This window comes from Pseudomonas sp. Ps21-P2, from assembly GCF_039672565.1.
In the GTDB taxonomy this organism is placed as follows: Bacteria; Pseudomonadota; Gammaproteobacteria; order Pseudomonadales; family Pseudomonadaceae; genus Aquipseudomonas.
Window position 1 is genome coordinate 284,505 of sequence record NZ_JBDFPL010000003.1, and the last position, 22,441, is coordinate 306,945.

At 62.3% G+C, this 22,441-nt stretch carries 17 protein-coding genes and 4 tRNA genes; 8 read left to right on the top strand and 13 right to left on the bottom strand.

What is annotated here, in order from left to right; translation table 11 throughout:
- Positions 1-50 precede the first annotated feature (50 nt).
- On the bottom strand, positions 51-791 hold the full coding sequence (locus ABEH28_RS08805) for an SDR family oxidoreductase (RefSeq protein WP_346629692.1): 741 nt from the start codon (positions 789-791) through the stop codon (positions 51-53).
- 244 nt (positions 792-1,035) lie between these two features.
- Here ABEH28_RS08805 and ABEH28_RS08810 point away from each other — a divergent pair, with 244 nt between their 5' ends.
- A complete protein-coding gene (locus tag ABEH28_RS08810; protein WP_282373675.1) occupies positions 1,036-1,797 on the top strand; it encodes a FadR/GntR family transcriptional regulator in 762 nt (253 codons plus the stop codon).
- Between the two features lie 438 nt (positions 1,798-2,235).
- On the opposite strand, the gene ABEH28_RS08815 is transcribed toward ABEH28_RS08810, so the two are convergent.
- From ABEH28_RS08815 to ABEH28_RS08855, 9 genes are all read right to left on the bottom strand, one after another.
- Entirely contained in the window at positions 2,236-3,069 is an 834-nt protein-coding gene (locus ABEH28_RS08815; protein WP_346629693.1) for an oxidoreductase, read from the bottom strand.
- Between the two features lie 245 nt (positions 3,070-3,314).
- Positions 3,315-4,640, bottom strand: a complete 1,326-nt coding sequence (locus ABEH28_RS08820; RefSeq protein ID WP_346629930.1) for an MFS transporter — start codon at positions 4,638-4,640, stop codon at positions 3,315-3,317.
- A 399-nt stretch (positions 4,641-5,039) separates the two neighbouring features.
- Positions 5,040-5,336, bottom strand: coding sequence for a hypothetical protein (locus tag ABEH28_RS08825; protein WP_192174263.1), 297 nt, complete (start codon positions 5,334-5,336; stop codon positions 5,040-5,042).
- Between the two features lie 93 nt (positions 5,337-5,429).
- Positions 5,430-6,167, bottom strand: a complete 738-nt coding sequence (hutC, locus tag ABEH28_RS08830; RefSeq protein ID WP_192174262.1) for a histidine utilization repressor — start codon at positions 6,165-6,167, stop codon at positions 5,430-5,432.
- A gap of 53 nt (positions 6,168-6,220) precedes the next feature.
- Positions 6,221-7,033: an amino acid ABC transporter ATP-binding protein gene (locus ABEH28_RS08835; RefSeq protein ID WP_346629931.1), complete on the bottom strand. Its 813-nt coding sequence runs from the start codon at positions 7,031-7,033 to the stop codon at positions 6,221-6,223.
- A 74-nt stretch (positions 7,034-7,107) separates the two neighbouring features.
- Positions 7,108-7,779 carry an amino acid ABC transporter permease gene (locus ABEH28_RS08840; protein ID WP_346629694.1) on the bottom strand — a complete coding sequence of 224 codons (672 nt, stop codon included), beginning with the start codon at positions 7,777-7,779 and terminating at the stop codon, positions 7,108-7,110.
- A complete protein-coding gene (locus tag ABEH28_RS08845) occupies positions 7,776-8,435 on the bottom strand; it encodes an amino acid ABC transporter permease (protein WP_346629695.1) in 660 nt (219 codons plus the stop codon). The genes ABEH28_RS08840 and ABEH28_RS08845 overlap by 4 nt, the downstream gene beginning before the upstream one ends.
- 370 nt (positions 8,436-8,805) lie before the next feature.
- Positions 8,806-9,642 (bottom strand): transporter substrate-binding domain-containing protein, encoded by an 837-nt coding sequence (locus ABEH28_RS08850; RefSeq protein WP_346629696.1) that lies wholly within the window; start codon positions 9,640-9,642, stop codon positions 8,806-8,808.
- A gap of 124 nt (positions 9,643-9,766) precedes the next feature.
- Positions 9,767-11,143 carry an FAD-binding oxidoreductase gene (locus ABEH28_RS08855; RefSeq protein WP_346629697.1) on the bottom strand — a complete coding sequence of 459 codons (1,377 nt, stop codon included), beginning with the start codon at positions 11,141-11,143 and terminating at the stop codon, positions 9,767-9,769.
- 337 nt (positions 11,144-11,480) lie between these two features.
- Here ABEH28_RS08855 and ABEH28_RS08860 point away from each other — a divergent pair, with 337 nt between their 5' ends.
- Positions 11,481-12,443: a 2-oxoglutarate and iron-dependent oxygenase domain-containing protein gene (locus ABEH28_RS08860; RefSeq protein ID WP_346629698.1), complete on the top strand. Its 963-nt coding sequence runs from the start codon at positions 11,481-11,483 to the stop codon at positions 12,441-12,443.
- 823 nt (positions 12,444-13,266) lie between these two features.
- Here the strand turns inward: ABEH28_RS08860 and ABEH28_RS08865 are convergent.
- Positions 13,267-14,463, bottom strand: a complete 1,197-nt coding sequence (locus tag ABEH28_RS08865) for an amino acid aminotransferase (RefSeq protein WP_346626406.1) — start codon at positions 14,461-14,463, stop codon at positions 13,267-13,269.
- A 310-nt stretch (positions 14,464-14,773) separates the two neighbouring features.
- Between ABEH28_RS08865 and uvrB the strand changes: the two genes are divergently transcribed.
- Entirely contained in the window at positions 14,774-16,789 is a 2,016-nt protein-coding gene (uvrB, locus tag ABEH28_RS08870; protein ID WP_192174255.1) for an excinuclease ABC subunit UvrB, read from the top strand.
- 592 nt (positions 16,790-17,381) lie between these two features.
- Here the strand turns inward: uvrB and ABEH28_RS08875 are convergent.
- Together ABEH28_RS08875 and ABEH28_RS08880 are read right to left on the bottom strand one after the other, a co-directional pair.
- The gene (locus ABEH28_RS08875) at positions 17,382-18,872 is read right to left on the bottom strand and encodes an MDR family MFS transporter (protein ID WP_282372747.1); all 1,491 of its coding nucleotides are present in this window, start codon (positions 18,870-18,872) and stop codon (positions 17,382-17,384) included.
- Positions 18,873-18,921: 49 nt separating this feature from the next.
- On the bottom strand, positions 18,922-19,977 hold the full coding sequence (locus ABEH28_RS08880; protein WP_192174861.1) for an HlyD family secretion protein: 1,056 nt from the start codon (positions 19,975-19,977) through the stop codon (positions 18,922-18,924).
- Positions 19,978-20,221: 244 nt separating this feature from the next.
- On the opposite strand from ABEH28_RS08880, the gene gltX reads away from it, so the two are divergent.
- From gltX to ABEH28_RS08905, 5 genes are all read left to right on the top strand, one after another.
- The gene (gene gltX, locus ABEH28_RS08885; RefSeq protein ID WP_346629699.1) at positions 20,222-21,703 is read left to right on the top strand and encodes a glutamate--tRNA ligase; all 1,482 of its coding nucleotides are present in this window, start codon (positions 20,222-20,224) and stop codon (positions 21,701-21,703) included.
- Positions 21,704-21,921: 218 nt separating this feature from the next.
- Positions 21,922-21,997: transfer RNA gene (locus ABEH28_RS08890), tRNA-Ala, on the top strand.
- Between the two features lie 83 nt (positions 21,998-22,080).
- A tRNA-Glu gene (locus tag ABEH28_RS08895) sits at positions 22,081-22,156 on the top strand.
- A gap of 51 nt (positions 22,157-22,207) precedes the next feature.
- A tRNA-Ala gene (locus ABEH28_RS08900) sits at positions 22,208-22,283 on the top strand.
- Between the two features lie 53 nt (positions 22,284-22,336).
- Positions 22,337-22,412: transfer RNA gene (locus ABEH28_RS08905), tRNA-Glu, on the top strand.
- The last annotated feature ends 29 nt before the right edge of the window (positions 22,413-22,441 follow it).

A 22,441-nucleotide genomic window follows, 5' to 3' on the forward strand; every position in this document is an offset into this window, starting at 1 on the left:
GGTGAGTGATCAGAATTCGGTGTGGGTATTGGTGAAGGTCGTGAACAGGCTCAGTTGCTCCAGCCGCCATCGATGATCTGTGCGGTGCCGGTGGTGAAGCCGCTGGCCGACGAGCCGAGGTACAGCGCCAGTTGGGCGATTTCCTCGGGGGTGCCCAGGCGTCCCATGGGTTGGCGCGCTTCAAATGCCGCGTACACCTCGGCCTCTTCGCGTCCCTCGCGCGCCGCCTGATCAGCCACCCGCTGACGCAGGGAAGGGGATTCCACGGTGCCGGGGCAAATGCAGTTGCAGCGGATGTTCTGCCCGACGAAGTCGGCAGCGACCGAACGGGTGATGCCGATCACGGCGGCCTTGCTGGCGCAGTAGGCGAAGCGGTTGGGCACGCCCTTGATGGCCGAGGCCACCGACGACATATTGATGATCGAGCCGCCACCGTTGGCCAGCATGGCCGGCAGGAATGCGCGGATCATCTTGTACATCGCGGTGACGTTGAGATCTAAGGCGAAGCGCCAGTCGTCGTCGGAGCATTCGAGGATGTTGCCGCTGTGCACCACGCCCGCGCAGTTGAACAGCACGTCCAGCGCGCCCACTTCGGCGGCCAGTCGTTCGATGGCGGCGTGATCGGTGACGTCGAGCACACGCTTGTGCACGCCCTGCAGGTGGTCCAGCGCTACGCCGTTTATGTCCACGGCGAAGACTTCCGCGCCGGCCTTCAGATAAGCCTCCACGCTGGCTTGACCGATGCCCTGGGCGGCGGCCGTGATGAGCACTCGCTTACCGGTGAGGTCCATGTTGATCCCTTGTTTTTATTGTTGAGACGACCTGACTGGCCATGCTGCCGTCGAGGTCTGCTGATCGAACCGGGCAGCGCGTCATGAGATTTGAAGCACGCCGAACCCCGACGGGTTTTGCTATGCTCCGCTCACTGCAGCGCTCCAATGGTCAGGCCATTGGTCCTGTTTTTAGCACTAGTCATGGACTGCAACAAGGCCATTTTTCGATCCAGTGCGCTGTAAAATTCCGAGCCGATTCCCGATGCCAATCCAAGTAATTGATAACCAGAGACTTTATCGCCAGATCGCCGATCAGCTCCGCGCGCTGATCGACAGCGGCGAATTTCCACCGGGCAGCCGCCTGCCGGCCGAACGTGAATTGGCGAAGATGCTGGGGGTGAGCAGGGCGTCGGTGCGCGAGGCGATGATTGCCCTTGAGGTGATCGGGCTGGTGGATGTGCGCGTAGGCAATGGCGTGCTGGTCTGTGAGCCGCCCGTGCAGAAGCTGTCCGATGAACCGGTGATGACCCAGGTCACCCGCGATCAGTGGAAGGACGTCGATCCGGAGCTGGGCATCGAGGTGGATTTCAGCGCGGAGATCCCGCCGTTTGCCTTGCTCCAGGCGCGGCGGTTGATCGAACCGGAAGCGGCGGCGCTGGCGGCACAAAACGCTAGCGATGAAGAGCTTGAAGCCATCCGCGAGGCCTTCGAACGCAACGCCCGCGACAACCGCGAGCATTCCCACACACACCCCGGCGATCGCCTGTTCCACATTCGCATCGCCCAAGCCTCCGGCAATCCGGCCTATGGGCTGATGATCAAACACCTGCTCGGGCATCAGTACGGCAGCATGTTCCAGCGTTTGCAGGCGCACTACACCTCCGACGACATGCCGTTCCGCTCCGAACACGAACACCGCCTGATCCTCGACGCGCTGCAAAATCGAGATGCAGACGCTGCGAGGCAGGCGATGGCGGGGCATCTGGATGAAGTCATCCGCATCTTTAGCCGCGGCGGGGTTTAGCTCGTAAAGCGGGAACACAGCAGATGTCGCTGTTAACGGAGAACTTGTGGGAGCGAGCTTGCTCGCGAATGCTGGCTTCCAGCCGATAAAGATGCAGTGGCTGGACCGGCGCTTTCGTGAGCAAGCTCACTCCCACAGGTCCTCTGTATGACTCGAAATCTCAAGTCAGCCGCGGTCTCGTGGGAGCGAGCTTGCTCGCGAATGCTGACTTCCAGCCGATAAAGATGCAGTGGCTGGACCTGCGCTTTCGTGAGCAAGCTCACTCCCACAGGTCCTCGGCATGGCTCGAAATCTCAAGTCAGCCGCGGTCTCGTGGGAGCGAGCTTGCTCGCGAAGACTTAATGTCTGACACCAGAGAAATTGGCTGACTGCCCCGGCCTCTTCGTGAGCAAGCTCACTCCCACAGGTCCTCGGCATGGCCCACCTTTCCATGACGTCTCACCCATCCGTCGAACGCGACACCTCTTCCCATTCCGCAAACTCGGCTTCCAGCTGGGCCAGCTTTTCCCGCACCAGCTTCAACGCATCGCTGCCCAGCAGCATATGCGCCGGCGGGTTGGGGCTATCAATCAACTTGAGCATCGCATCGGCAGCCTTGACCGGATCGCCTGGCTGCTTGCCGCTGCGTTCTTCGCGGGCCTTGCGGATCGGGTCGAAGCTGGCGTCGTAGTCGGCAATCTGCCGCGCGGTACGCTGCATCGAACGGCCGGCCCAATCCGTGCGGAACGAACCCGGTGCCACCGCGGTGACGAACACATTGAACGGCTTCAGCTCCTTGCCCAGGGATTCAGAAATGCCTTCCAGGGCGAATTTGCTGCCGTGGTAGTAGGAAATCCCCGGCATCGTGATGAAGCCGCCCATGGAGGTGACGTTGAGGATGTGCCCGCTGCGGCGCTGACGGAACAGCGGCACGAAAGCCTTGATGATCGCCACCGCGCCGAACACGTTGACGTCGAACTGCCGACGCAAATCTTCGAGCGGCGACTCTTCCAGAATGCCCTCGTGGCCATAGCCGGCGTTGTTGACCAGCACGTCGATGGGCCCGAACGCGTTGTCGGCCTCGGCGACCACGCGGTCGATGGCGTCGAAGTCGGTGACGTCCAGCAACACGCCGTGGGCGCGACCGGGTGCCTGGGCTTCAAATGCCTGCACGGCGTCTTCATTGCGCAGCGTGCCGATCACGGTATGACCCGCCGCCAGCGCCTGTTGCGCCAACGCCTGGCCGAAGCCGCTGCTGACACCGGTGATGAATAGGGTTTTGGTTTTGCTCATTGTGCATTTCCTCATGAGGCCTAAGCCGTTGATGGCAGGCCCCCATGGTAGGAACCCTGCGCCCGAAACCGATGACCCAGTTCTACGCGATGATTGCCTGATCCTGTTCTGGCTGGATGCCACGATGGCTGCTGCCGATCCCTGTAGGAGTGAGCTTGCTCGCGATCACGGTGTGTCAGTCAACTCACCTGCAACTGACACGCCGCAATCGCGAGCAAGCTCACTCCTACAAGATCGTGGGCGTATCAAACTCGCGGATTGGCCGTGTTTTTCGTCACCAGCCGCAAGCCGCTCGCCACACTGCCCACCGCCGCAAAGCCCGCGCCGATGCTCAACGCCAGCACCGGGCCGTGGGTATTGGAAATCCCGAAGCTCAGTGCCACCAACGCCGCGCCCGTGGCCTGACCGATCAAACGTGCCGTCGCAATCGTGCCGCTGGCGCCGCTGGAGCGTTCCTTTGGCGCGCTGGTCATCAGGGCTTTCTGATTCGGCGCCTGAAAGAAACCGAAGCCGATGCCGCACAGAATCATCCGCGCAATGATCGACATCACGCTGGCGTCGGCGGGCATGGTCGCCAGGGAAATCATCCCCAGGCACAGCATCGCCAAGCCAATCCCGCCCAGCAGCCCCGGCGCATAACGGTCCGACAGGCGCCCGGCGAACGGCGCGATCATCGCCACCACCACCGACCACGGCGTCATCAGAAACCCTGTCTGGATCGGGTCGCGGCCCAGGGTGCTTTCAAAAAAGAACGGCAGCGAGACGAATGCCAGCCCTTGGGTGGCGAACGAACAGAAGGCCGTCAGCGCCGACAACGCAAACAGCGGCCGCTTGAGCAAATCCAGGGGAAACATCGGCGCAGGATGACCGACCTCGCGTTTTAGCATCAGCGCGCCGCCCACCAGAAAGATCGCCAGGGCGATGAGCACGCTGGTCATGGAACCCAGTTGCGCCGCCTGACTCAGGGCAAAGATCAGCGCGCCGAAGGTGATGACATTGAGCACGGCCGTCATGCGGTCGAAGGTCAGGCTGCCGAGGCGTGTGGCGGGCAGCGAATTCCAGGCGAACACCAGGGCGAACAGGCCGATGGGCAGGTTGATCGCAAACAGCCACGGCCAACTCGCTACCGACAACACCAGCGAGGCCACGGTCGGGCCGATGGAAAATGACGTGCCGACCACCAGCGCGTTCATGCCCAGGCCGCGGCCCAGCCGTTCGTGGGGGAAAATCGAGCCGATCAGCGCGGCGTTGACGCTCATGATCGCGCTGGCGCCGATGCCCTGAAGAACGCGGGCGATGGTCAGCGTGGGCAACGACCAGGACAGCGCACACAGCGCCGACGACACCACGAACAGAATCAGCCCGCCCAGATAGACCTTGCGATGACCGAGCACACCGCCCAGCGCCGCGAACGGCAACAGTGTGGCGACGGCGGCGAGCTGGTAGGCGTTGATGATCCACACCGATGCGGCCGGCGAGGCGTTGAGATCAGCCGCGATGGCGGGGAGGGCGGTGTTGGCGATGGCGGTGTCGAGGGTGGCGAGGGCGATGGACATCAGAATCGCCGCCATGCCGCGAAACTCGCGGGGTGTAAGTTTATTACCGACGCGCGGGGCATCCTGAGTGGCGGGCTGGACCATTATCGACAACGCTCCGGGGGATGAACTTCAGGCGGGTCTGCAGGCGCAGACGAAAGCGTGATGGTGCCGTTTTGTTAGGGTGCTAGGCAATTAAAGATACGCGGGATAAGCGGATGGCGGCGTACCAAGGTGCGGAGCTGAGGCTTCGCAGCCAATGAAGATCCTGTAGGAGTGAGCTTGCTCGCGAAGACTCAGGCCCAGCCGCTAGAAATTCAGCGGCGGTACCGTCCCCTTCGTGAGCAAGTTCACTCCCACCAGTGCCAGGCCGGAATCAAATCCAGTAACCAGACTCACAAACCTGCTTTGGATCTCCGGTCCAGAAGGCCGACCTCAACCCCCCGCTGTATCAATGTCCTTGTCCAGCTCACCCGTCTGCCGTTCCTCTTTGGTAGTATCCGGCGACTCATGCTCCTCAGGCTCGAAATCAGGGGTGAAGCTGTTTTCGCCGGTCAGGTTGCCGTTGTTCTCCTGACTCTGCGCGCCGCCACCGGACTGGCTCTGTGATCCACTTTGGTTCTTCAGCGCATCGTTCTGCGCCAGGCTGCTGTCTGGCCTGACTTTCTCAACGGCAGGGTTAATCGCCGGGTCGTTGCGGTTGACGGTTTGATCGTTGTTCTGGGTAGCCATACGCACCTCTTCTGTCATGTCCCGTTCACAGGACGTACAGATATCGAGGGCAACGGCGCGCAAGGGTTCGATCCATGTGCTGATCGGCAGGCTTCAGCTGTCGCGATACGCACCCGTCACCGGCATGCGACTGCCCAGTCGATAGCGCGAGGACGGATGCACCAAGCGCACGTAGGTCACCACGTTGCCGCTGTTCCAGGTGCGGCGCATCAGCACCAGACACGGCTCGCCCGGCTCGATCTGCAAATGCCTGAGCTCCTCGGCGCTCGGGTGGCTGGCCTCGACGATGTGCTCCATCTCATCGGGCTGAATGATCTGCAACAGATAGCGCGCCGACTGCAACGCGTCGCCGAAGGGCTGGTTCAGAAAGTCCGGCGCGGCGTGCGGGTTGACGTAACGGTCCTCCAGCTGCACCGCCACATCGTCCTCGTAATGCACGCACAACAGGTGAAACACCGACGCGCCGGTGGCCAGCGAGAGGGCCGAGGCGATGGGCATCGACGCCGATTCCCGTGCCAGGTGCAGCACCTGGCAACGATAGCGATGGCCCCGGGCGAGGATTTCGTCGGCGATGTTGGTGATGCGCAACAGGTTGGATTGCGGCTTGCTCGCGGCGACGAAGGTGCCGACCCCGGACACCCGCAGCAGGCGGCCTTCTTCGGTCAGCTCGCGCAGCGCCCGGTTGACGGTCATCCGCGACATGCCCAGCTCGACCACCAGGCGGTTCTCCGACGGAATCAGGTCGCCGGGCTTCCATTCCCCCGACGACAGCTTGCCGTGAACGAAGGACTTCGCCCGCCGATAAAGGGCCTGGGGTGCCGGCTTGTCCATCGTTTTTCTCCCTTTCCGAACAGGCGTGCGTCGACGGCCCTAAAAAAAGCGCATCACGCTTTGGCGTCCTGCCAGAACGCGTTGCGGTCCAGGTAGTTCTGCAAGAACTGCTGCAGCCGGGGTTGCTCGGCGTTGTGGAAAATCTGCTGCGGTGTGCCGCGTGCGACGATTTCGCCCTGATCGAGAAAGATCACCGAATCGGCGACCTGGGCGGCAAAGCCCATCTCGTGGGTGACCACGACCATGGTCATGCCTTCCTTCGCCAGGGTCTTCATCACCTGCAGCACTTCACCCACCAGCTCCGGGTCGAGGGCCGAGGTGGGCTCGTCGAACAGCATGATGTGCGGTTCCATCGCCAGCGCCCGGGCAATCGCCACCCGCTGCTGCTGACCACCGGACAGTTGCGCGGGATAGGCCTCGGCCTTGTGCGCCAGGCCCACCTTGTCGAGCATCGCCATGCCGCGCTTTTTCGCGTCGTCGGCCGAGAGTTTGCGCACCCGCCGCAAGGCTTCGCAGACGTTGCCGAGGGCGGTCATGTGCGGCCACAGGTTGAACTGCTGAAAGACCATGCCGACGTTGCGCCGCACCTGGTTGATCTGTGATTGCGGCGCGCGGCGACGGCCCTTGTTGGTGTCCTGCCAGCCGAGCAACTGGCCTTCGATGCGGATCTCGCCTTCGTCGTACTCCTCCAGAAACGCCATGCTGCGCAGCAGGGTGCTTTTGCCCGAGCCCGACGGGCCGATCAGGCAGACCACTTCCGAGCGCCGCACCTGCAAGTCGATGCCCTTGAGCACGCGCAGGGTGCCGAAGCTTTTGCCCACCTGGCTCAGGGTCAGGACGGTCGAGGGCTCGCCGTTGGTTTTCATAGGTTCATCCAGGGATTGGCCGGTCGGTTCGCCGGTCGGGGCGGGCACGTTGCCGCCAGGGATCAGAAGACTGTTCATCGGGTTTGCCTGCTCATGAAGCGGCCGACGCGGGTTTCCAGCAGCATGCCCAGCCGCGAGCACAGCTCCACCAGAATCAGGTAGCCGATGCACAGCATCAGCAGGGTTTCGACGAAGGCAAAGGTCTCCGAACCGATGCCGGTGAGGACCATCGTCAGCTCGGGAATGGTGATGATCGACAGCACGGCGGTTTCCTTGCACAGCACCGTGACCATGTTTACCAGCGCCGGCAGAATCATCACCAGCATCTGCGGCAACTGGATGCGCCAGATACTTTGCAGGCGGGTAATGCCCAGACAATCGGCGGCTTCCAGCTGACCCTGGGCGACCGACTGGAAGCCGGTGCGGAAGATCTCGGCGAAGTACACGCCGCCGTAAACCCCCAGGCCGAGGATGCCGGCGGGTATCGGGTCGAGGCTGATGCCGAACGACGGCCCGCCGTAATACACCAGAAACAGCTGCACCAGAAACGGCGTGCTGCGGATCAGCTCGATGAACACCCGCAGCGGTGCACGGACGGCGTTATTGCCGAACACCTGGGCGACGGCGATCAGCATGCCCAGCGCCAGGCCGAGCACGACGCCGCTGCTCCAGGTGCCGAGGGTGACCAGAAACCCCGAGCCGATGTCGCCCAGGTGGTCCGTGAAAATGCTCGGGTCGAAGGTCATGCCGTGCGCTCCTTCATTCGTCGTTCGAGCAGGCTCGCGGCGTAGGCCAGCGGCACGTTGATCAGGCAGTAGAAGCCGGCCAGCATCAGGTAGTCCTGGACGAACATGTAATCGCTGGCGGCGAGGTTCTGCGCCGTGCGGGTGAGGTCGGCCAGCCCGACCACCGAAACCAGCGACGAGGCTTTGATCAGCAGAATCATTTCATTGACCAGGGCCGGCAGCGTCAGGCGCACGGCCTGGGGCACGCGGATGCGCATGAGCATTTGCGCGTCGCTCATGCCCAACAGCCCCGCGGCCTCCAGCTGACCGCCGGGAATCGCAAGAAACCCGCCACGCATGATCTCGGCGATATAGGCGCCGGCCGCCAGGGACAGGCCGATGATCGCCGCCACCGTGGGCGAGACGTTCGGCAGGCCGACCCGGGGCAGGAAGTAATAGATGAACAGCAATTGCACCAGCAGCGGAATGCCCCGGAACACGAAAATGTAGGCGCCACCGAGGCGGCGCAGCAAGGGGATCGGCGACAGGCGCAGGCTGCCGACGACGATGCCGATGACAAAGCCGAACACCAGCGCCGCCATCGACACCTGTAGCGTCACCCACAGGGCGCCAAGCAAGAGCGGCGCGTTTTGCTGCAGCAAGGGCCAATCGAACACGGGGGTACTCCAGCCGGTGAATTGTCACTGAGTGAATCGTCACACTGTGGATGATCACTGTATGAGTCATCACTGGGTGGATCTTCAGGCGCCGACCTTGTGGGAGTGAGCTTGCTCACGAATGCGGTTTGCTTGCTACGTATGGGGTGTCTGGCACCGCAATCGCGAGCAAGCTCACTCCTACACGATAGGTGTCGCCCCGCAAATCCGGAGTCGGCGCGCGGATAATGTGGGAGTGAGCTTGCTCACGAAAGCGGTGTGTCAGGCGACACCTCTTTCGCTGCAAGCATGCATTCGCGAGCAAGCTCACTCCTACACGTTAGGTGTCGCCCCGGAAATCCCGAGTCGACACACAGGGATCAAACGCGCCTTACCACGTCGGCTCGAAATCACCCTTCGGCACGTCCATTTCCGCCCCCAGCCATTTCTTCTGCAGGGCGGCCAGGCGGCCGTCGTCATGCATCTTGATCAGGGCGGCATCCAGCGCAGCGATCAGGCTGTCGGCATCGGCGTCCTTGCGGCCCAGGTAGGCGAAATAGGATTTCTTGCCGAACGGCGGCTGCACCACTTTGTACAGATTGCTTTTCTGCGCGGCGACGAAGGAGATGTTCGGCAGCGAGTTGGCCACGGCGACGATGCGTTTGGCGGCCAGGTCGGCGTAGGCCTGGTTGTTGTCGACGTATTCACGAATGGTGACCTTCTGCGGCAGGGTCGCGGCGAAGGCTTTCAGCTCTTCCAGCTGCGCCGAGCCCTTGCCGGCGCCGACGGTTTTACCGGCGATGTCTTCAGGCTTGCCGATGCTGTCGTCCTTGGCGCCGGCCAGCAGCGCCACGGTCGCTTCGGCAATCGGCGAGACGAAGTGGTAACGCTCCTTGCGCGCCTTGGTCACGATGATCGGCCCGGCCACCACGTCGAATTTCTTCGCCTCAAGGCCCGGCAGCACACTCGGCCACGGCAGGTCGAGGAACTTGATCTTGACCCCCAGCTCCTGGCCCAGCGCCTCGAACAGCTCGGCGTTCAAGCCTTTCTGTTTGCCCGCTTCGAGGAAATCGAAGGGCGCAAACTGCATTTCGGTGCCGACCACCAGCTCACCGGCCTTCTTCACATCGGCCAGTTGGTCGGCCTGAACCGCGAATGGCAGCAGCGTCAACGTGGCAGCGATACTCAAGCTTTGAAACGTCCTGCGGAACACAGAGTCGAGTGACATGGGATGGCTCCTGGGTGGATGCGGTGTGTTTCGTCGAAGGCTGTGGGATGTTGGGTGAGCGGGTGAATGATTCTGCAACTGCAGTTAGCGTGCCATACCGGTATAGACAACCGGCATGGGGCTATCAGCTGAGGATCTTCCCCGGATTGAGAATGCCGTTGGGGTCGAAACTGCGCTTGAGCTCGGCCATTACTTGCAACGCTTCTGCGCTCGCCGAGTGATGGAGAAACTCGCGCTTGAGCAGGCCGATGCCATGTTCGGCCGACACCGCGCCGCCCAGCTCGCCGACGGCGCTGTACACCAGCTCCTCGATTTCCAGCACCGGCGCGGGCTGCGGCAGCGAGTTGCAGTCCACGGTCAGGTGCAGATTGCTGTCACCGATGTGGCCGAAATACACGCTTCGGTTACCCGGCCAGCGCGCGTCGATGCGCTCACGGCAGCGTTCGGCAAACTCACCGATGCGGCCGATGGGCAGGCTGATGTCGAAATTCAGCGGCGCCATGCGCTGGGGAAACTCGCCGGTCGCCTCGCGAATCTTCCACAGCCCGCGGGCCTGGGCCTGGGAGGTCGCGAGGATGGCATCGACCACTTCACCGGCCTCAATCGCCGCTTCAAGGGTTTCCTCCAGCGCATCGCTTGGGCCGGACGACTCCAGCAGCACGTACAGCGGATGATGATCGGGCATCGGCGCGACGGGCTTCTCTAGCCACGACACACCGAGGCGGAAGAAATCCTGCCACATCAGTTCATACGCCTGGGGCGTGCCGACGCTCGATTGAATCCGCCGCAGCAGGGCGACCGCGCTGGGGTAATCGGGCAGGGCGCAGAGCAGCGTGGTGGTCGGACCGGGTGGCGGCGCCATTTTCAATACTGCTCGGGTAATCACCCCAAGGGTGCCTTCGCTGCCGATGAAGCACTGTTTTAGGTCATAACCGCAGTTGTTCTTGATCATCTTGTTCATCAGGTCGAGCACACGCCCGTCCGCCAGCACCACCTCCAGACCGAGCACCAGGTCGCGGGTCATCCCGTAACGAATCACCGCATTGCCGCCGGCATTGGTAGCGATGTTACCGCCGATCTGGCACGAGCCCCGGGCGCCCAGATCCAGCGGAAACAAAAAACCGGCCTCGGCCACGGCGTGCTGGATGTCCTCCAGCGTTGTGCCCGCGCGCACGCTGACGGTGGCGGCGGCCGTGTCGATCTCCTCGATGCCGCGCAGGCGATCCAGCGACAGCGCGATGTCGGTGGTGCGCGGAACGGCGCCGCCCGCGAGGCCGGTCATGCCGCCCTGAGGCACCACGCTTTGCCCCGCCGCGTTACAGATGCGCAGGGCGAGGGAAACCTGTTCGGTACTGGTCGGCAGGACAAGCGCAGCGGGGCAGGCCGGCGCGTGGCGGGTCCAGTCGCTGTAATGACGCGGGCTGATGGCCTCGCCGGTCAGCACCTGAGCATCGCCCAGGGCCTGGCGCAACTGGCTGATGGTCTGTTGCAGGTCGCTCATGGAATCCACTCGATCAATTCGCGTCAGGGGTGGGGCGTGCCTGAAAGCGGGGAGGCTGTATAGACAGCTGAGGCAAGATGCAGGCCAGTTGGTGGACGCCGGTAGGTTAGGGCCGCTAAAAGCTTCCCGGCTGAAGCCGGTCCTACCTAGTGATCGTGAGGTGTCTGTAGGACTGGCTTTAGCCGGGAAAGCGTCGTGTGTCACACCACAGAATCCAGGGTGCAGGCACTGGCGCATTCCCGGCTGAAGCCGGTCCCACTCAAAGAAGCGGCGCGGCACAGTAAATGCTTGATCCGGTCTATACCGCCCAGTCCATTTCCTGCGCCCGGAGCCTGCCATGACCGTCACCGCCAACCTCCCGATCATCGACATGGCCGGCGTCCGTGAAGGCGACGAGGCCGCGATCCGGCGCGCCGGCGAAGCCATCCGCACCGCCTGCAGCGAGAGCGGCTTCTTCTACATCATCAACCACGGTGTCCCCCGACACGTGATCGACAGCACCATGGCGGCCGCGAAAACCTTCTTCGCCTACGCGCCGGAAATAAAGCGCCAGGTGGCGGTGAACAAGCGCCACCGCGGCTGGCATGCGTTGGGCGGGGCGCTGATGTATGAGGCGACCAAACCGGATTTCAAGGAGTTTTTCAGCATCGGCCTGGAGCTGCCGGAGGATGACCCGAGTGTGCTGGCGGGGGAGGCGTTGCGCGGGCCGAACCAGTGGCCGGATTTCATGCCGGCATTGCGGGTGGCGCTGGAAGCGTACTACGAGGAGATGGGCAAGGCGGGTGCTGATCTGTTGAAGGCCGTGGCCGTGGGCTTGGGCATCGAGCACGGTTTCTTTGCGCCGAAATACGGCAAGCGTTTGCAGCGTACGCAGATGGTCTATTACCCGCCCCATCCACCCCGGGCCGAAGCCGATCAGTTCGGCGTCGCGCCGCACACGGATTATGGCTGCATTACGTTGTTGCATCAGGACAACAGCGGCGGTCTGCAGGTGCGTGAGTTGGGCAGCGGGGCGTGGATTGATGCAACGCCGATCGAGGGCAGTCTGGTGGTGAACGTGGGGGATTTGCTGGCGCGCTGGTCGAATGATCGGTTTCGGTCGACCTTGCATCGGGTGATCAATCAGTCAGGGCATGAGCGGTATTCGATCGCGACGTTTTATGACCCGACCTATGGGGCGGTTGTTGATCCGTGCGATTTGGGAATCGAGGCTGCTGCCAGTCGGTATCCGGCGGTGGCGGCGGGGGATTACATACTTAAGCGGATTGATGATTCGATGGCGTATCGGAAGAAAGCGTAGTCGCAGGCTCCGAAAAGCGGGTAAATGCGCAAATATTTACGCGTATCCAATATCTCGGTGTGCTGTTGTTAGGGTTCCGCCCTTACGGCGGGTCACTTTTTCCAAGAGCCGAAAAAGTAACCAAAAAGGCCCTGCTCCTGGTTGGGTTCCTCCTTCGTCGGAATACCCTCACTCCGACGACGCTCCGTGGGCCCGCGCCGAACGGACATCCATGTCCTAGCGGCGCTCTCGCGGCATCCATGCCGCTCGGCCCACTCCGCGTCGTCTGCGTTCAGCCTGCACCCAAGTCGCGATTTGTGGTGTTTGGGCTTTTTGCGTACGAAGATCAAAAGCACGGCAACGGCAACGGCAACGGCAACAGCATTCGCGAGCAAGCTCGCTCCCACGGGGACGGTGTTTGGTCAGCGGAACTGCCAGCGCCTACACCGGCCTCTTCCCGGCTAAAGCCGGTCCCACTGAAACACCGCGCGCACCTGTAGGACTGGCGATGACTGTAGGACCGGCTTCAGCCGGGAAGCTTTTGATCTGCTTTTGATCTTCCGACGCGGGAAGTCCAGACGACACCCATCGCGACTTTGGTGCAGGCCGAACGCAGACGACGCGGAGTGGGCCGAGCCGCATGGATGCGGCGAGAGCGCCGTCAGGACATGGATGTCCGTTCGGCGCGGGCCCACGGAGCGTCGTCGGAGTGAGGGAACCCGACGAAGTCGGGCCCAACCGAGAGCAAGCACCCTTGGTTACTTGGGGTGCTTTTCCAAGTAACTCGCCGGAGGCGAAACGTCTGCCCTTAGGCAGACGCTCTTGATCTTAAATGTTCAGCGGTTTAGATAACCGCCAGGATCGCCTCCGTTACTGCCCCGATATTCCCCTTGTTCAACGCCGCCACACAAATCCGCCCGGTATCCAGCGCATAAATCCCGAACTCGCTGCGCAGACGATGAACCTGCGCCGTCGTCAGACCCGAATACGAAAACATCCCCCGCTGCCGCGCGACAAAACTGAAATCCTGCCCCGCCGCATTATTCGCCAGACGCTGCGTCATCTCCTCACGCATCCCGCGAATCCGCAGGCGCATCTCACCCAACTCCTCCTCCCACTTGGCGCGCAACTCAGGGCTGCTCAACACCGCCGCCACAATCGACGCACCATGGGTCGGCGGGTTCGAATAGTTCGTGCGGATCACACGCTTCACCTGCGACAGCACCCGCGCTGTCTCCTCTTTCGAATCCGTCACAATCGACAGCGCGCCGACCCGCTCGCCATACAGCGAAAACGACTTCGAAAATGAGCTGGAAGCAAAGAACGTCAGGCCGCTGTCGGCAAACAGACGCACCGCCGCCGCGTCCTCGTCGATCCCGTCACCGAAGCCCTGATACGCCATGTCCAGGAATGGCACATGACCCTTGGCCTTCAGCACCTCAAGCACCTTCTTCCAGTCCTCCAGGGTCAGGTCAACGCCGGTCGGGTTGTGGCAGCAGGCGTGCAGCACGACGATCGAGCCGGACGGCAGGTTCTGCAGATCTTCCAGCATCCCCGTGCGGTTTACGTCATGGGTGGCGGCGTCGTAATAGCGGTAGTTCTGCACCGGGAAACCGGCGGTTTCGAACAGCGCGCGGTGGTTCTCCCAGCTCGGGTCGCTGATCGCCACAACGGCGTCAGGGGACAGCTGCTTGAGGAAGTCAGCGCCAATCTTGAGAGCGCCCGTGCCGCCGACCGCCTGGACCGTCATTACCCGGCCCGAGGCCAGCAGCGGCGACTCGGCACCGAACAGCAGGGTTTGCACGGCCTTGTCGTAGGCAGCGATACCGTCAATCGGCAGGTAGCCGCGGGGCAGGTGTTGAGCCACCCGGTTTTCTTCCGCTTCGACAACGGCGCGCAGCAGCGGAATTTTCCCTTCTTCGTTGCTGTAGACGCCTACACCCAGATTGACCTTGGTCGTACGGGTATCGGCGTTGAATGCTTCGTTGAGGCCCAGGATTGGATCGCGTGGTGCCATTTCGACAGCGGAGAACAGGCTCATTGTGCGGGGGCTCTGAGTGGGGAGTGAATGGGTCGCGTCGCTCCAGCCGATTGCACTAGAGCGGTGCACAAACGGGGAGCAAGTATAAAGGGCCGCGCCAGTGCGGGCGACAGGGCGGGGCAGGTTTTTCCGGATATTTCGCGAAATTTTTCGACCGTTAGTCCAGTGCCGCGGACTAATCTGCGGAGGGTGGCTTGAAAGGTGGCGCAGTCGACTCCACCTGTAGTCCCATCACCTTCTTCTATGTACGTCTTTTCCGTGACGGGATCAGCCGTCCGTGCTCAATTGCGTTGCCGTCCAAAGGAACCTTATGTCCGAATTTCAGCTCGTTACCCGTTTTGAGCCGGCCGGCGATCAACCGGAGGCGATTCGTCAGTTGGTTGAAGGCATCGACGCCGGCCTGTCGCACCAGACCCTGCTCGGTGTAACCGGCTCGGGCAAGACATTCAGCATCGCCAACGTCATTCAGCAAGTGCAGCGCCCGACCCTGGTGCTGGCGCCGAACAAAACCTTGGCCGCCCAGCTGTACGGCGAGTTCAAGGCGTTTTTCCCGAACAATTCGGTCGAATACTTCGTTTCCTACTACGACTACTACCAGCCGGAAGCCTACGTGCCGTCGTCGGACACCTTCATCGAGAAGGACGCGTCGATCAACGACCACATTGAGCAGATGCGCCTGTCCGCGACCAAAGCGTTGCTGGAGCGCAAGGACTCGATCATCGTCACCACGGTGTCATGCATCTACGGTCTGGGCAGTCCGGAAACCTACCTGCGCATGGTTCTGCACGTGGATCGTGGCGACAAGCTCGATCAGCGCGCGTTGCTGCGCCGTCTGGCCGACCTGCAATACACCCGCAACGACATGGATTTCGCCCGGGCGACCTTCCGGGTGCGCGGCGACGTGATCGACGTCTTCCCGGCGGAATCCGACCTGGAAGCCATCCGTATCGAGCTGTTCGATGACGAGGTCGAGAGCCTCTCTGCCTTCGATCCGCTGACCGGCGAGGTCATTCGCAAACTGCCGCGCTTCACCTTCTACCCGAAGAGCCACTACGTGACCCCGCGCGAAACGCTGCTGGACGCGATGGAAGGCATCAAGGTCGAGCTGAACGAGCGTCTGGAATACCTGCGCGGCGCCAACAAACTGGTGGAAGCCCAGCGTCTGGAGCAGCGCACCCGTTTTGACCTGGAGATGATCCTCGAACTGGGTTACTGCAACGGCATCGAAAACTACTCGCGCTACTTGTCCGGGCGTCCGTCCGGCGCGCCGCCGCCGACGCTGTACGACTACCTGCCGGCTGACGCGCTGCTGGTGATCGATGAGTCCCACGTCAGCGTGCCCCAGGTCGGCGCCATGTATAAGGGCGACCGCTCGCGTAAGGAAACGCTGGTGGAGTACGGTTTCCGCCTGCCGTCCGCGCTGGACAACCGGCCGATGCGGTTCGATGAGTGGGAAAACGTCAGTCCGCAGACCATTTTTGTTTCCGCGACGCCCGGGCCTTACGAAGCCGAGCACGCGGGCCGTGTGGTCGAGCAGGTGGTGCGGCCGACCGGTCTGGTCGACCCGCAGATCGAAATCCGTCCGGCACTGACCCAGGTCGACGACTTGCTCTCCGAGATCCACAAGCGCGTGGCGATCGAGGAGCGGGTGCTGGTGACCACGCTGACCAAGCGCATGTCCGAAGACCTCACCGATTACCTGGCCGACCACGGCGTGCGCGTGCGTTACCTGCACTCGGACATCGATACGGTCGAGCGTGTGGAGATCATCCGCGACCTGCGTCTGGGCACCTTTGATGTGCTGGTGGGGATCAACCTGCTGCGCGAAGGCCTGGACATGCCGGAAGTGTCGCTGGTGGCGATTCTCGATGCCGACAAGGAAGGCTTCCTGCGCTCCGAGCGCTCGCTGATCCAGACCATCGGCCGTGCCGCGCGTAACCTCAATGGCCGCGCGATCCTCTACGCCGACCGCATCACCGGCTCCATGGAGCGCGCGATCGAAGAAACCGACCGTCGTCGCGAGAAGCAGATCGCCTTCAACCTGGCCAACGGCATCACGCCGAAAAGCGTGATCAAGGACGTCGCCGACATCATGGAAGGCGCCACCGTGCCCGGCTCGCGCAGCAAGAAGCGCAAGGGCATGGCCAAGGCCGCCGAAGAGAACGCCAAGTACGAAGCCGAACTGCGCTCGCCGAGCGAAATCACCAAACGCATTCGTCAGCTGGAAGAGAAGATGTACCAGCTGGCCCGCGACCTGGAGTTCGAGGCGGCAGCGCAGATGCGCGACGAGATCGGCAAATTGCGCGAGCGCTTGCTGGCGGTTTGAGGGCGGTGTGGGAGTGACCGGGGGCACGACGCTGAATATCGGTCACGCCGCGGGACCTGTGGGAGTGAGCTTGCTCACGAAGGCATTTTCACTCTAGATGAAGATGCAGCGGATGTGCCGACGCTTTCGCGAGCAAGCTCGCTCCCACAAGGGTTGTGTTCACCCTGGTATCCCGGCCACGCTGGTGGACTTATGGGAGTGAGCTTGCTCACGAAGGCATTTTCACTCCAGATGAAGATGCAGCGGATGTATCAACGCTTTCGCGGGCAAGCTCGCTCCCACAAGGGTTGTGTTTAACCTGGTATCCCGGCCACGCTGGTGGACCTGTGGGAGTGAGCTTGCTCACGAAGGCATCTTCACTCCAGATGAAGATGCGGCGGATGTACCGACGCTTTCGCGAGCAAGCTCGCTCCCACAAGGGTTGTGTTCAACCTGGTATCCCCGCCACGCTGCTGGACTTGTGGGAGCGAGCTTGCTCACGAAGGCATTTTCACTCCAGATGAAGATGCAGCGGATGTGCCGACGCTTTCGCGAGCAAGCTCGCTTCCACAGGGGTTGTGTTGGCTAAGCAATTGCGGCATGTCATGACGGCTCAATGCGCCGCGCCACCCTTGACCCCGGACGGCAGCTTCCGCGTCAACAGCACCGCCAGCATGCTGATCCCCAGCGCAATCCCGACAAAATGAAACGCGTCGTTGTAGGCCATGATCGCTGCCTGTTGATGGGCGATCTCGCTGAGCTTGCCCAGCGCCGCGGTTTCGCTGCCCAGCCGGTCGGTGAGCATCGCCATGCGCTCGGCCACTTGCGGGTTGGCGGGGGAGATCGATTCGCGCAAATAGTCGAAGTAGGTCTTGGTTCGCGCATCCAGTAACGTCGCCAGCAGCGCAATGCCGATGGCGCCGCCCAGGTTGCGCAGAATATTGAACAGACTCGACGCCGACCCCGCGTCCTGGGGCTGAATGAACGCTGTGGCGATCAGGGAAATGGTCACCATGATCAACGGCTGACCCAGCGCCCGCACCAGCTGAATCTGATTGAACTGCGGCCCGGCAAAATCCGGATTGAGCACCCCGGAGGAAAAGCTCGCCAGCCCGAACAAACCAAACCCCAGCGTACACAGCAACTTCGGCGAAATAACCTTCATCAACTGTGGCACCAGCGGAATCAGAAACAGCTGGGGCACGCCCATCCACATGATCACCTCGCCGATCTGCTGGGCGTTGTAGCCCTGAATCTGCGCCAGGTACAGCGGCAGCAGATAGATCGAGCCATACAGACCCACCCCCATGCCCACGCTGGAAATACTCGACAGCCCAAAATTGCGGTTGCCGAGAATCCCCAGATTGATCAGCGGTTTCGGTTTGGAAAACTGAATGATCACAAAGCTGATCAGGCTCACCAGCGCAATGCTGCCCAGACCGACGATCAGGTTCGATTCCAGCCAGTCCTTGCGATGGCCCTCTTCAAGAAACACCTGCAGGCAGCCCAGCCCGACGCCCAGGGTGACGATGCCGGCGTAGTCGGTGCTCTTGAGCAATTCCCAATGCGGCGCCTTCTTCTCCAGGCCGTAGAGCAGACCGCCAATCATCACCAGCCCCGGCGGGATGTTGATGTAGAAGATGTATTCCCAGCCAAAATTCTCCGTCAGCCAGCCGCCCAGGGTCGGGCCGATGGACGGGGCGAAGGTGGCGGTCATGGCGAACAGCGCCATGCCCTTGGCCCGGTGATGCTCCGGCAGTTTGATCAGCGTCAGGGTGAACGCCAGCGGGATCAGCGCGCCGCCGGTGAAGCCCTGCAGGGCGCGGAACACGATCATGCTCTCCAGGCTCCAGGCCATGGAGCAGAGCAGGGACGACAGCAGGAAACCCAGCGACACCCACACCGCCAGGCGCCGCGCCGAGAGCAACTGCACCAGCCAGGCCGTCAGCGGAATCATGATGATTTCCGCCACCAGATAGGAGGTGGAAATCCATGAGCCTTCTTCCAGGGTCGCCGACAGTGCGCCCTGGATGTCCTTGAGCGACGAGTTGGTGATCTGGATGTCGAGGACCGCCATGAACGCGCCGAGCATCACACTCATCACGGCAATCCAGTCGCGCCGGGTCGGTTCGCCGACCGGGCGGATCAGCTCGTCACCGGCCACGTTGCGGGTCGTCCGCCGGCCGGATGTCGACCGAAACGGTCACCGACATGCCTGGGCGGATCTTGCCGTGCAGCGGGTTGTCCGGCGCGAAGGTCAACTTGACCGGGATGCGCTGCACGACCTTGGTGAAGTTGCCGGTGGCGTTGTCCGGCGGCAGCAGACTGAACTGCGCGCCGGAGGCGGCAAACAGGCTGTCGACGCGGCCCTCGATGGGCGTGCCGGGAAAGCTGTCGAACGTCAGTTGGGCGACCTGACCGATCTCCATGTGCTCGATCTGGGTTTCCTTGAAATTGGCCTGCACCCAGATGTCCTCGTCCGGCACGATCGACAGCAGGTACGCGCCGGCCTGAACGACCTGGCCATTGCGCGCCGCCCGCTGGCCGACCAGCCCGCTGAGGGGCGAGTGGATTTCGGTGCGCTGCACATTGATCTGCGCCTGAGCCAGGTCGGCGCGAGCGGTGGCGATCTGCGCGTCGAGGCGCTTGATCTCGGCGTTCAGCGCGTTGACCTGCTGGCGCTGACTCTGGGCGTCGGCCTGGGCCTTGCTGACCTGGGAGCGCGCGACGTTGCTGTCGGCGGTCATGGTCGTGACCTGCGCTTCCGAGACGAAACCCGGGGTGCGCAGTTTTTGCAGCCGCGCCAGGTCCAGTTGCGTGCGCCCAAGGGTCGCCTGATTCGCCTGCACCTGCGCATCGCTGGCGGCGATCAGGCTCGACTGCTGGGTGAGACGGCTCTGTGCCTGCAAGCGCTCCGCCTCGCGGGTTGCCAGTGTCGCCTGGGCCCGGTCGATGGCCAGGCGAAAGTCATCCGGCTCGAGCCGTACCAGCAACTGGCCTTTTTCCACGTGCTGGTTGTCCTGCACCAGCACCTCGTCGATCCGCGCGCCGAGCTGGCTGGACACCCGGGTGATTTCACCCTGCACGTAGGCGTTGTCGGTGGACTCGTGAAAGCGTCCTTTCAGGTACCACTGGGCGAAGAAGGCGAGGGCGATCAGCAGAATCACCCCGAAGAAGATGAACAGGCGGCGCTTGAGTTGGGCGGGCATGGGCGTTCTGGATTTTTGGAATGTCAGCAAATTTATCAGGGTTGGCGGTCTGGCACCTAGCCATCGTCGCGATCATGACCGGCACTGATGGCGGGGCATTCGTTGCGAGGCGTTCCGGGCCGGCAGGGCGGGGCCGCCTGTCTCGTCATCGCCCCGATTGTGCAGCCCATCACCGCTGGCGCTGGAGCCGCGCAGGCCGCGCCTGTTAACATTCGCGGCTTGTTCGACCTATCCGGGATTTTCCATGACCACCGTTCGCACCCGCATCGCGCCATCGCCCACCGGCGACCCCCACGTTGGCACGGCCTACATCGCGCTGTTCAACTATTGCTTCGCCAAGCAGCATGGCGGCGAATTCATCCTGCGCATTGAAGACACCGACCAACTGCGCTCGACCCGCGAGTCCGAACAACAGATTTTCGACGCCCTGCGCTGGCTCGGCATCGAGTGGAGCGAAGGTCCTGACGTCGGCGGTCCCCATGGCCCGTATCGCCAGAGCGAGCGCGGCGACATCTACAAAAAGTACGTGCAGGAACTGGTCGATGCCGGTCATGCCTTCCCGTGCTTCTGCACCGCCGAAGAGCTCGACCAGATGCGCGCCGAGCAGACCGCCCGCGGCGAAGCTCCGCGCTATGACGGCCGCGCGCTGTTGCTCTCCAAGGAAGAAGTCGAGCGTCGCCTGGCCGCCGGCGAACCCCATGTGATCCGCATGAAGGTGCCGAACGAAGGCGTCTGCGTGGTGCCGGACCTCCTCCGCGGCGAAGTGGAAATCCCGTGGGACCGCATGGACATGCAAGTCCTGATGAAGACCGACGGCCTGCCGACCTACTTCCTCGCCAACGTCGTCGACGACCACCTGATGGGCATTACTCACGTGCTGCGCGGCGAAGAATGGCTGCCGTCGGCACCGAAGCTGATCCTGCTCTACGAATATTTCGGCTGGGAAAAGCCGGCGCTGTGCTACATGCCGCTGCTGCGTAACCCGGACAAGAGCAAGCTGTCCAAGCGCAAGAACCCGACCTCGGTCACGTTCTACGAGCGCATGGGCTTCATGCCGGAAGCGATGCTCAACTACCTCGGCCGCATGGGCTGGTCGATGCCCGACGAGCGCGAAAAGTTCTCGCTGGATGAGATGGTCGAGCATTTCGATCTGAGCCGCGTCTCCCTGGGCGGCCCGATTTTCGACATCGAGAAACTGTCGTGGCTCAACGGCCAGTGGCTGCGTGAACTGCCGGTGGAAGAGTTCGCCACCCGCGTGCAGAAGTGGGCGTTCAACAGCGACTACATGATGAAGATCGCCCCCCACGTGCAGGGCCGCGTCGAGACCTTCAGCCAGATCGCCCCGCTGGGCGGCTTCTTCTTCGCCGGTGGCGTGACGCCGGACGCCAAATTGTTCGAGCACAAGAAGCTGTCGCCGGAGCAAGTGCGTCAGGTTATTCAGTTGATCCTGTGGAAGCTCGAGTCCCTGCGTCAGTGGGAGAAGGACAAGATCACCGGTTGCATCCAGGCGGTCGTCGAGCACCTGGAACTGAAACTGCGTGACGCCATGCCGCTGATGTTCGCTGCCATCACCGGTCAGGCGAATTCAGTCTCGGTGACCGATGCGATGGAAATTCTCGGCCCGGACCTGACCCGTTTCCGTCTGCGCCAGGCGCTGGACATGCTGGGCGGCGTGTCCAAGAAAGAGAACAAAGAGTGGGAAAAATTGCTCGGCGCGATTGGCTGAGCGGTTGCCTGAGCGACACCGGGCCATTGAGCGATTGCCCGGTGGCCCGACGCGGGGCGGTTTTCCGGGAGGCGGTAAGTGATTGTTATCCCGGAAAATTCTTTTGGAATTGTTTGAAAAAGAATTTGACAGCATTGTGGGTCGCACTTAATATGCGCCCCGTCCACACGGCAACGCAGAAACACGCGGTAACGCGGCGCTCTCTGTCAGTGTAATGTGGGGCTATAGCTCAGCTGGGAGAGCGCCTGCATGGCATGCAGGAGGTCAGCGGTTCGATCCCGCTTAGCTCCACCAAATTAGAAGCTTCAAGGTTTGCTTTACTGCCTTGAAGTTTGTCCCGCTCCGGAACCAGCACCGATGCGGTACGCAAGGGTTACGTCCCCTTCGTCTAGTGGCCTAGGACACCGCCCTTTCACGGCGGTAACAGGGGTTCGAGTCCCCTAGGGGACGCCAGTTTTACCGAGTGAAGCTTTCTAGCTGACCTCCGCCGAGAGGCGTAAATCCGGGGCTATAGCTCAGCTGGGAGAGCGCCTGCATGGCATGCAGGAGGTCAGCGGTTCGATCCCGCTTAGCTCCACCAATTTCTGCCAGGGTTCGTCATGTGTCATCGGCGAATCTGCTCGAAGGTTTTGCGTCCCCTTCGTCTAGTGGCCTAGGACACCGCCCTTTCACGGCGGTAACAGGGGTTCGAGTCCCCTAGGGGACGCCACGATTTCTCGCTCTGCGAGACCAAGGGTC

Bases quoted from the DNA above. Each gene is read 5' to 3' on its own strand.
- ABEH28_RS08805 (WP_346629692.1), bottom strand. From the start codon at position 791: ATGGACCTCACCGGTAAGCGAGTGCTCATCACGGCCGCCGCCCAGGGC.
- ABEH28_RS08810 (WP_282373675.1), top strand. From the start codon at position 1,036: ATGCCAATCCAAGTAATTGATAACCAGAGACTTTATCGCCAGATCGCC.
- ABEH28_RS08815 (WP_346629693.1), bottom strand. From the start codon at position 3,069: ATGAGCAAAACCAAAACCCTATTCATCACCGGTGTCAGCAGCGGCTTC.
- ABEH28_RS08820 (WP_346629930.1), bottom strand. From the start codon at position 4,640: ATGGCGGCGATTCTGATGTCCATCGCCCTCGCCACCCTCGACACCGCC.
- ABEH28_RS08825 (WP_192174263.1), bottom strand. From the start codon at position 5,336: ATGGCTACCCAGAACAACGATCAAACCGTCAACCGCAACGACCCGGCG.
- hutC (WP_192174262.1), bottom strand. From the start codon at position 6,167: ATGGACAAGCCGGCACCCCAGGCCCTTTATCGGCGGGCGAAGTCCTTC.
- ABEH28_RS08835 (WP_346629931.1), bottom strand. From the start codon at position 7,033: ATGAAAACCAACGGCGAGCCCTCGACCGTCCTGACCCTGAGCCAGGTG.
- ABEH28_RS08840 (WP_346629694.1), bottom strand. From the start codon at position 7,779: ATGACCTTCGACCCGAGCATTTTCACGGACCACCTGGGCGACATCGGC.
- ABEH28_RS08850 (WP_346629696.1), bottom strand. From the start codon at position 9,642: ATGTCACTCGACTCTGTGTTCCGCAGGACGTTTCAAAGCTTGAGTATC.
- ABEH28_RS08855 (WP_346629697.1), bottom strand. From the start codon at position 11,143: ATGAGCGACCTGCAACAGACCATCAGCCAGTTGCGCCAGGCCCTGGGC.
- ABEH28_RS08860 (WP_346629698.1), top strand. From the start codon at position 11,481: ATGACCGTCACCGCCAACCTCCCGATCATCGACATGGCCGGCGTCCGT.
- ABEH28_RS08865 (WP_346626406.1), bottom strand. From the start codon at position 14,463: ATGAGCCTGTTCTCCGCTGTCGAAATGGCACCACGCGATCCAATCCTG.
- uvrB (WP_192174255.1), top strand. From the start codon at position 14,774: ATGTCCGAATTTCAGCTCGTTACCCGTTTTGAGCCGGCCGGCGATCAA.
- ABEH28_RS08880 (WP_192174861.1), bottom strand. From the start codon at position 19,977: ATGCCCGCCCAACTCAAGCGCCGCCTGTTCATCTTCTTCGGGGTGATT.
- gltX (WP_346629699.1), top strand. From the start codon at position 20,222: ATGACCACCGTTCGCACCCGCATCGCGCCATCGCCCACCGGCGACCCC.